Annotated in this window: 8 protein-coding genes; 4 read left to right on the top strand and 4 right to left on the bottom strand. The window is 63.3% G+C overall.

The features are described from left to right. Positions 1-164 precede the first annotated feature (164 nt). From DW178_RS10955 to DW178_RS10945, 3 genes are all read right to left on the bottom strand, one after another. Complete coding sequence (locus DW178_RS10955; RefSeq protein WP_118351486.1) at positions 165-383, bottom strand: acyl carrier protein; 219 nt, start codon at positions 381-383, stop codon at positions 165-167. A gap of 243 nt (positions 384-626) precedes the next feature. Then, positions 627-2,057 carry a bifunctional folylpolyglutamate synthase/dihydrofolate synthase gene (locus DW178_RS10950; RefSeq protein WP_118351484.1) on the bottom strand — a complete coding sequence of 477 codons (1,431 nt, stop codon included), beginning with the start codon at positions 2,055-2,057 and terminating at the stop codon, positions 627-629. A 346-nt stretch (positions 2,058-2,403) separates the two neighbouring features. Next, complete coding sequence (locus tag DW178_RS10945; protein WP_118351481.1) at positions 2,404-3,018, bottom strand: uracil-DNA glycosylase; 615 nt, start codon at positions 3,016-3,018, stop codon at positions 2,404-2,406. 380 nt (positions 3,019-3,398) lie between these two features. Here DW178_RS10945 and DW178_RS10940 point away from each other — a divergent pair, with 380 nt between their 5' ends. The 3 genes from DW178_RS10940 to proC all read left to right on the top strand — a co-directional run bounded on the left by DW178_RS10940 (position 3,399) and on the right by proC (position 6,014). Beyond that, positions 3,399-4,259 (top strand): TIGR02452 family protein, encoded by an 861-nt coding sequence (locus DW178_RS10940; protein ID WP_118351478.1) that lies wholly within the window; start codon positions 3,399-3,401, stop codon positions 4,257-4,259. Positions 4,260-4,280: 21 nt separating this feature from the next. Further along, a complete protein-coding gene (locus tag DW178_RS10935) occupies positions 4,281-5,039 on the top strand; it encodes an alpha/beta hydrolase (protein ID WP_118351476.1) in 759 nt (252 codons plus the stop codon). Positions 5,040-5,222: 183 nt separating this feature from the next. Then, positions 5,223-6,014, top strand: coding sequence for a pyrroline-5-carboxylate reductase (proC, locus tag DW178_RS10930; protein WP_118351474.1), 792 nt, complete (start codon positions 5,223-5,225; stop codon positions 6,012-6,014). 425 nt (positions 6,015-6,439) lie between these two features. Here proC and alr read toward each other — a convergent pair whose 3' ends face one another. Then, positions 6,440-7,909: an alanine racemase gene (gene alr / locus DW178_RS10925; RefSeq protein ID WP_118351472.1), complete on the bottom strand. Its 1,470-nt coding sequence runs from the start codon at positions 7,907-7,909 to the stop codon at positions 6,440-6,442. Positions 7,910-8,469: 560 nt separating this feature from the next. Here alr and DW178_RS11690 point away from each other — a divergent pair. Continuing rightward, positions 8,470-8,583: zinc-ribbon domain-containing protein (locus tag DW178_RS11690; protein ID WP_118351489.1), on the top strand; the 114-nt coding region annotated here is incomplete at its 3' end.

Genomic DNA, 8,583 nt, shown 5'->3' with positions numbered 1-8,583 from the left:
CTTAACTGCTTTCTATTTGCCCTGTCCAAGAACTGGGGTGCAGTTCAAATCGCCCGGGGCCGGTCCTCAACATCCGACTTAAAAGTCGGCTTCGGTTATCGCGCTTTTGTTTGCGCAGTCGAGCGCGCTAGCCAAGGGTTAACGTGCTCGATAAGCTTTGCGGCTTACAGGGAGTCGATGTACTCGACCAGCTCGCCGACGGTCTTCAGGCCCTCGGGCTCGCCGAAGTCCACGTCGCACTTCTCCTCCAAGTCGCAGATCAGCTCGACCATGTCCAGGGAGTCGATGCCCAGGGAGTCGAACGTGGAGTCGTCGTTAACGGACTCAGGGTTGATGTCCAGGTTCTCTTCCAGGACTTCCTTAACGGTGTCGATGGTAGCCATGATGGCGGTCCTTTCTCAAACATTGCAACGCTCGTATGGTAGCACACGCCGCGCCGCGCGCCCGGTTTTACCCCGCGTCCCACACGTATGAACCATACGCGTTACGCTGGTGAATCATGCGGGCGGTGGGAAGCCGAGGTGCGGGCAAATCTATGAGTGCCCCTTAATGTGAACACCGCGGCACACGCCGCCGGCTGATCGGCTTCCGCGCAAAACCAGGCGACAGGAGGGTGGAAGCGGGCGCTATTCGCCTGCGAGCAACCCAGCCTCCCGGAGCGCCTGCTTGGTGTGCGCGATGCTGTACAGGCTGCCGAACGCGCAGATGATGCCGTCGGGGCCGGCGAGTTCGCCTGCTTTGCGGGCTGCTTCGGCGTAGGTTTGCGCTGCGCAAATGGGCAGATTTGCGTCGATCGCGGGCGACTCCGCGGCTATTCGGACGGCTTCTGAGGCGTATTCTGCGGCAGGCAGCGCTCGGGGATTGTCGGGAGTCACGGCTACGAACGCGGCAGCATGCGGCAACACCGTGCGCAGCATGGCGGGATGGTCCTTGTCGGCCATGACGCCCGAGAACAGCACGGCTTTGCGGCCGGCGAACACGTCCGCCAGCGAATCGGCAAGCGCCTGGGCGCCCTGCGGATTGTGACCGCCGTCGATGACCACCGTTGGTTTGCCAGGCACGTGCGGCAGCACCTCGAACCGGCCGGCCCAGCGCGTGGCGGCAACACCGCGCTCGACAGCGGATTGCGGTATATCCCAACCACGGCACTGAAGCGCGAACACGGTTTCCAAAGCCAATGCGGCGTTTTGCGGCTGATAGCTGCCCAGCAATGTGGTTTCGTAAGCGTTGCCCTTGTAGGTGAAGGGACGGACGACCGAAGGCTTGCCGGGTTCGATCTGCTCGGGGTCAAGATGGCGGACAGGCGCAATGTCCAGTTCGCCGAAATCAGGCTGCGAAACCGTGCAGCCTGCCGCGTGCGCCGCCGCTTCCACGGCTTCGGCCGCCTCGGGCTCCTGCGGCCACGAAACCACGGCGCTTCCCGACTTGATGATGCCAGCCTTTTCAGCAGCGATCTTGCCGATGGTGTTGCCGAGCAGATCGGTATGGTCGAGGCCGATGCGCGTGATAACGGCAACGTCGGGGGCCGCGATGACGTTGGTGGAGTCCAGACGGCCGCCAAGGCCGACCTCAAGCACCGCAACCTGACATTCCACCTGGGCGAAATGCAGAAGCGCCACCGCCGTCATAAGTTCGAACTCCGTTGGATGGTCACCGGTTTCCACCGACATTTGCTCGGCATGCTCCCGCACTTGCAGCGTGACGCGCGCAAGGTCGGGCATGCCGATGTTCTTGCCGTTCACGCGGATGCGCTCCTCGAAACGCTCGATGAACGGGCTTGAGAACCAGCCAACCCGATAGCCAGCAGCCTGCAGCACGTTGGCGATATAGGCGCATGTGCTGCCCTTCCCGTTCGTGCCCGCAACATGCACGATGCGCAGATCGTTCTGAGGATTGCCCAAGCGAGCCAGTAACTCGCGGATGCGATCGAGGCCCAAACGCGACGCCTGCCAATGGGGAGCGTTGATATAGGCGATGGGATCGAAGTATTGCGGGGGGGTTTGACCGCAGGTTTGCGATACGGATTGCCCACTGGCTTGCGGGGTTGATTGAGGCATACGGGATTCACCTTGCTCGAAAGTCCATTGTTCGTTAGCAGGTTAGCACGGGATGACAACCCGAGCCCAAGCATGCGCAGGTTCTCCAAGCCGTTGAGCGATTGACTGCAATGCCCGGACACTTGGGGACGGAGGCTTATCTGTCATAAATCGCTCACAACATGAGCAATCGACGCACTCCAAGCGATAGCCTAATCCGAAGCTCATGCTTTTGAGCCCGGGTAAACCGGCCAAGCTGCGTTTACTTTCTACGACTTGCGCACCTATCCGGCCTTCTCCCCGATTCCGGCCCCTTCTGTTCTCGCCAACCCCTCAGCGCTTTTGCCGGCCTTCTCCCCTGCTGCGGTTACTGCCCGTTTTGCTGCTCTTCCTCTTTCGCGGCTTTTGCCTTTTGCTCGTCTAGTTGATGCAGCAGCTGACCTAGGGTTACGAAGTCGTTTTCCAAGGCCTCACGCTTTGCGCCATCGTAGAGCGCGGCGGCGGGGTGAAAGATGGGAAAGACGAGGAATTTACCCGCCCGCTGCACGCGACCGTGCAGGCGCGTGATCCCCATCTGCGTCTTCAGGACGAACTGCGTGGAAAACTTACCGAGCGTGACCAGGACTTCCGGGTCGATGGTGCGCGTTTGCTCGCGAAGGAACGGCGTGCAGGTTTGGATTTCCTCAGGTCGCGGGTCGCGGTTTCCGGGAGGGCGGCACTTCAGCACGTTGGCGATGAACACGTCCTCGCGGCGCAAACCGGCACACCCGAGCAACTCGTTAAGGTAGTGCCCGGCGGCGCCTACGAACGGCTCGCCCTGCAGATCCTCGTTTTTGCCCGGCGCCTCGCCGATGAACATCACGCGCGCATGCGGGTTGCCCACACCGAACACCGTTTGCGTGCGGCCGTCGCACAGCGGGCAGCGGCGGCATGATTCCACCTGCACGCGCAGCTCATCGAGCGGGATATGCGGTTTCGGCATGGTGTGCCCCTTTCCGTGCGTCGAACGGCGACGTGCCCACCGCGCGGTTGGTGAGTTTGCGAACCGCGCAAGCACACAACGTTTTCCTTGGTCAACAGCCTAGCACAACAGCGGAAAACTAGCGGCAGACTAAACAACGCGCGGAAAAGCCGATTCGTTATCGACGAAGGCGGCTCACAAGCCTGCAAGATAACGAGTTTTTCGCCCAAATGAAGCCTCGCTGGTTCTGGGCGGTTTTGAACCACCGTTCGCGCGGCGTCCGCAGCCGGTGGGATACCTTTGCTAACGGTTGCGTTAAATCGCGGAAACATCGGGCTGCGACGGGCTTGCCAGCTGCTACGATGAACGATGAGTCGAATCATCTGCCTTAAGGAGAGACCATGCCTACACGCGATGAGAGAAAAGCCGCCGCCGCAAGCAACCTTGCGCTGATGCGCGGGGCGTTTTCCAAGGACACCCAAGAAACCATCGACGCCGCGATCATCTACGAAGATGGCGAGGGGCGCGAGCTTGAGCTGCCCGAAGTCGAGGAGGGCGCAACAACTACCACCAGCGTGACCAGCGATTTCGCCGTGAAGGCGGTGCATAGCGCGAAGGGCAAGACCGTGGTCGTGGACCCGTGCTCGTTCATGCGCCCGGGCGGCGCGTACGAAGACGGCGCGTTCGGGCCCGAGCAGATCCTGTGCTCGGAGAGCAATCTGTACCCGGTTTTGTGCGGCTGCAAAAACACATATCATGCCGCCAACCGCGGGTTTGCGTCCGGCCAGCTTTACACTGACCGCGCGCTGTACCTGCCCCAGGTGACGTTCGTTCACGACGGCGATATCCGCCGCGCCGACGTGCTGGCCATCCCCGAGCCCAACCGCACCCATGCGCTGGAGAACCACCGCTCCGAGCGCGAGATCGGGACGGCGTTGCGCGCCCGCGTGGAGGCGCTGCTGCGCATCGCCGCAGCCAACGGCGCCGAAACGCTGATAATGGGCGCATTCGGCGCCGGCCCGCAGGGATTCGACGCCGAGGTGGTCATCGAGCTGTTCCGCTCCTGGATCGCCGCGCACCCCGGAGCCATCGGCCACATCACGTTCGCCGTGCCGCGCGCCGTCCTCGCCCCGTTCGAGGATGCATTCGGCGAAGAGCGCGAACCCGAGCCCGTCGTCGTCACGCCCACCGAAGCCGAAGAGGACGACGAAGACGATTTCGACCCCAACGACCTGCCCGAAGGCATCACGTTCCGCTCCTAATGCATCTGCATAAAGCAAAACATGGATGGCAAAGACATAATCAGGGAATTCACTGTTTGCGGCAATCACGTGACCGTACACGTGCCGGCGCATTGCGCAGACGAAGCGCGCCCTGATGCCGACGAGGGCCGATCCGGCGAAACAAGCCCAGCCCTCCCGGATAGTCTTCCGGCGGTTTACCTGCATGTTCATGATGGTGATGGGTCCGAGGTGCTGCAGTTGTGCCGCGAGCTTGGCTACCGGGAATTCGTGCTTGCGGCTATACGGCCGCGTTGCTGGAACGACGACCTGACGCCTTGGGAATGCCCCGGGCTGTTCGCCGATGACGCGCCGTTCGCGGGCAAAGCGGCCGAACAGCTCCGCTTGCTTGAAAGCGAGATCATCCCTCGCGTCGAGGGGGACGCGCCGCGCAAACCCGAGCAACGCGTGCTGGCGGGTTACTCGCTTGCAGGGCTGTTCGCCACGTGGGCCTGCTTCAACAGCGCGGCGTTCGGGCGCGTTGCGAGTGCATCGGGCTCGCTGTGGTACCCGGATTTCGCCGGCTACGCCGCTGCGAACGAGTTCGCGCGCAAGCCCGCCTGCGCATACTTCTCGCTTGGCAGCAAGGAGGCACGCACGCCCAGCAGGCTTTTGCGCAATGTGGCGCAAGGCACGCGCGACGTCGTCGAGCTGTTCGAGGCCAGAGGCGTGCCCACCGTCTTCGAGCAAAACCCCGGCAACCACTTCAAGGAACCCGCCCTACGTATGGCAAAGGGCATCGCCTGGGCGCTAGCTCGATGACCCTTCTGAACCACCGGCAAAACAACGCGATGACACATCTTTTGAGCTAGCGCAAAAGTCGTTGCACGACGCGCAACCCCTTCGCCACACGCGCGCTTCGTCACACGCTGGACATGGCGATGGCGTAAAATCATCTGCAACGCAAATCGCGGACAACGAGAACAACACGGCAAAGGAGACGCAATGGACGCAAGCACTGCACGCATCGGGTTCATCGGGTTCGGCAACATGGCACAGGCCATGGCGAAGGGGCTGGTGGAACACGCCAGCTTCGACGGCGGCCGCATCACCGCCTGCGCCGCGCACTTCGACAAGCTGGAGGCAAGCTGCAAGCCGCTGGGAGCGAACGCCGTGCATACCCCCGCCGAGGTCGCCGAGGCAAGCGACCTGGTCATCGTGGCCGTGAAGCCCTATATGGTGGCCGACGTGCTGGCGCCGGCGCGCGAGGCGCTTGCCGGCAAGGCCGTGGTGTCGGTTGCCGCAGGCCTGCTGTTCGACTTCTATGAGGATCTGCTGGGGGCCGGCAGCCACCACCTTTCCACCATCCCCAACACGCCTATCGCCGTGGGCTGCGGCGTGATCGCCTGCGAGCAGAAGCACTCGCTCAGCGCCGACGAATGGGAGACGTTCGCCGGGCTGTTCGGCGGCATCGCGCTCATCGAGCCCGTTGCGGGACACTTGCTCTCGACCGCCAGCGCCGTCGCCGGGTGCGGCCCCGCCTTCGCCGCCATGTTCCTGGAATCGCTGGCCGACGGCGGCGTGAAGAACGGCCTGCCCCGCGCCACCGCGTATCGCCTGGCGGCGCAGATGATGGCCGGCACCGCGCAGCTGCATCTGGCCACCGGCACGCACCCCGGCGCCATGAAGGACGCCGTGTGCAGCCCCGGAGGCACCACCATCAAGGGCGTGGCAGCGCTTGAGGCCGCGGGCCTGCGCAACGCGCTCATCAGCGCCGTCGACGCCACGCTGCAGTAGCGGGGAGGCATCACTCGCCAGAGAGAACGCCACGACGAAAGGCGCCGCAAACGGAAACCGGAAGATTCCCAAGGCGCCATCCCGGCGGCGGTGCGCATCGAAAAGCGTGGCAGGGTACCTCAAAGCCCGATACCGCATCCTATCCGCGCCATCGCTGAACGTACGACCACCCTGGTAGGATCGGGGCCCGAAACCGATGGTGCGCCTAGCCCCTAAACCGCATACGCAAAAAGGCCTTCTGCATCCCGACCACAGGAAGGCAGAAGGCCTTTTCATTCACTTGAGAAGAGTTACCAGGTGCCAGCTTTGACAACTGAAATAGGGGGATTTAAGCAGGACCTCTTGACGCGAAATCACCCCGGGCGCAAACCCTCAAGCTGGAGCACCTGCAGCGCAGTCCCTCCGGCGCAGCCCCGCTTCCCTACTTACACGTAGTAGCGCGGCATGCGCTGGGCGAAGCCGATGCACAGCTCGTGCGGAATGGTGCCCAAGGTTTCGCACATCTCCTCGATGGTGACCATGGCGTCACCCTGCTGACCCACGATGAGGACCTCGTCGCCCACCTGGGGATCGACGCGGCGACGGCGCGCGTAGCTGCGCAGGTCCACCTCGAACATGCACTGATCCATGCAGATGTTGCCCACCTGGCGGCAGCGCACGCCGTCGACCAGGAAGTCGGTGCGGCTCGACAGCCCGCGACGCAGGCCGTCGCCGTACCCGACGGGCACGGTGCAGATCTTCACGCTGCCGGGGCTGCGGTAGTTCAGCCCGTAGCTGACGCCCTCGCTCATGGGCACCAGGCGCGTATCGGTGATGCGCGCGTGCACGCTCATGGCCGGGCGCAGCTCGATGAGCGGCGTGGTTTCAGGGCAGGGCTGGTAGCCGTACAGGCCGATGCCCAGGCGCACCATGTCGAAACGAACGTCAGGGTAACGGATGGCGGCGGCGGAGTTCGCGCAGTGCACGATACCGGGGTTGATGCCCGCAGCGCGCAGCGCCTCGACGGCCTCGATATAGCGCTTCGCCTGGATATGAAAGTCAAGCGTCTCCGGGCAATCCGCCGTAGCGAAGTGCGTGAACACGCCCTCGAGCTCGAGCGCGCGATGGAAGCCGATCTGGTGCATGAAGTTCACCACTTCGTCCCAGCGCACGCCGATGCGGTTCATGCCCGTGTTGATGGCCAGATGGTACGGCGCGCGCAGCCCCATGGAGTCTGCGGCCTCCGCATACTTGATGGCGAACTCGGGAGAATACACCGCCGGCATGATCTTGTAGGCGAGCAGCAGCGGGATAGCGCTGGCAGGCGGCTCGGCAAGCATGAGAATCGGGGCATTGACCAGGCCTTCGCGCAGTTTGATGCCCTCGTCGACCGTGGCGACACCCAGGTAATCGGCGCCGGAGTTCAGCGCCGTCTTCGCAACGCGGACCGCGCCGTGGCCGTATGCATCGGCCTTCACGACGGCCATCATGTGACGACCCGAGCCGATCATCTTCTTGACGGCGGAGGCGTTGTGGCGGATGGCGTTCAGGTCGATTTCCAGCCAGGCCCAACGACGATCCTTTTCAGGGATGGTGGCCAGCTTCTCGGGGTCGAACTCCACGCGGCCCTCGGGGTTTTCGCCATCTGCGGAATATGCGGCCGCCGTTTCCTCGTGATCGCGATTGTATTGGAACGCGCCGCGCACCTCGTTGGCAGCGTCGGATGCCGCTTCACGCTCGGTCAGGAAGCCGTTAACCCCGCCACGGCGAGGCGCCTGCGCAGGCGCAGGCTGACCGGCATGAGCCGCGCGCTGGGCTTCGCGCTCGCGGATGGCGTCCGCCGCGCTGGTACCGCCCGCCGGCTTGCGGAACGCGAAACCGGTGAAACCGTTGGGAAGCTGAGTATTGTCTGCCATGTTCTGCACCCTCTTGAAACCATTGCTTTGCCCGAATGCGCAGGTCGGCGATGCCGACGTACGGCGAAGCCGCGACACGCGACGGGTCTGTCGTATAGCGGACACAAGTATATCACTGGCGCAACCGGCGGCCGCTTCTGCGCAAACCCTGCAGATACCGGCCGGCGGCAGGCAAAGCGCCGCCTGACACTTGGGGACGGAGGGTTATCCGTCCGGAATCCGACGCTTGGGGACGGAGGATTACCTGTCCGGAACCCGACGTTTGGGGACGGAGGCCCTTCCTTCCGAGAATGAAGCATGAACCATCCGCTCAAATACCGAACTCCGCCGAGGGGAATCCGCTTGGCGCGACCAATCGGCTTGCAACGCGCCTGTACGACGTACGCTTTCGCACCCCACTCCCCTACGTTTACCGGGATTATGCAACGCTATTCCGGCGGAACGTCCATAAAAACTGCACCGATAAGCTACAATAAGCACAAGTGGTTTACGGGCTGGCAGCGGTTCGCAATCAATCCATTCGCAAAGCCCGCCCGGGACAAGAGAAATGGAGTACCGCCATGCTATGCCCCAACTGCGCAACCGAGAACGTCGCCGACGCGAAATTCTGCGGCAACTGCGGAACGCCCCTGAACGCCGCCGCGCCGGACCCCGAAGCGCCTGCCGCGCCCGAG

Source organism: Eggerthella sp. AM16-19 (assembly GCF_003474385.1).
Classification (GTDB): Bacteria; Actinomycetota; Coriobacteriia; order Coriobacteriales; family Eggerthellaceae; genus Senegalimassilia.
The sequence above is the reverse complement of the archived record's forward strand: the minus strand, read 5'-3'. Positions and strand labels throughout refer to the sequence as shown.

Excerpts from the sequence above, each read along its gene's own strand:
- DW178_RS10955 (WP_118351486.1), bottom strand. The coding sequence starts at position 383 with ATGGCTACCATCGACACCGTTAAGGAAGTCCTGGAAGAGAACCTGGAC.
- DW178_RS10950 (WP_118351484.1), bottom strand. The coding sequence starts at position 2,057 with ATGCCTCAATCAACCCCGCAAGCCAGTGGGCAATCCGTATCGCAAACC.
- DW178_RS10945 (WP_118351481.1), bottom strand. The coding sequence starts at position 3,018 with ATGCCGAAACCGCATATCCCGCTCGATGAGCTGCGCGTGCAGGTGGAA.
- DW178_RS10940 (WP_118351478.1), top strand. The coding sequence starts at position 3,399 with ATGCCTACACGCGATGAGAGAAAAGCCGCCGCCGCAAGCAACCTTGCG.
- DW178_RS10935 (WP_118351476.1), top strand. The coding sequence starts at position 4,281 with ATGGATGGCAAAGACATAATCAGGGAATTCACTGTTTGCGGCAATCAC.
- proC (WP_118351474.1), top strand. The coding sequence starts at position 5,223 with ATGGACGCAAGCACTGCACGCATCGGGTTCATCGGGTTCGGCAACATG.
- alr (WP_118351472.1), bottom strand. The coding sequence starts at position 7,909 with ATGGCAGACAATACTCAGCTTCCCAACGGTTTCACCGGTTTCGCGTTC.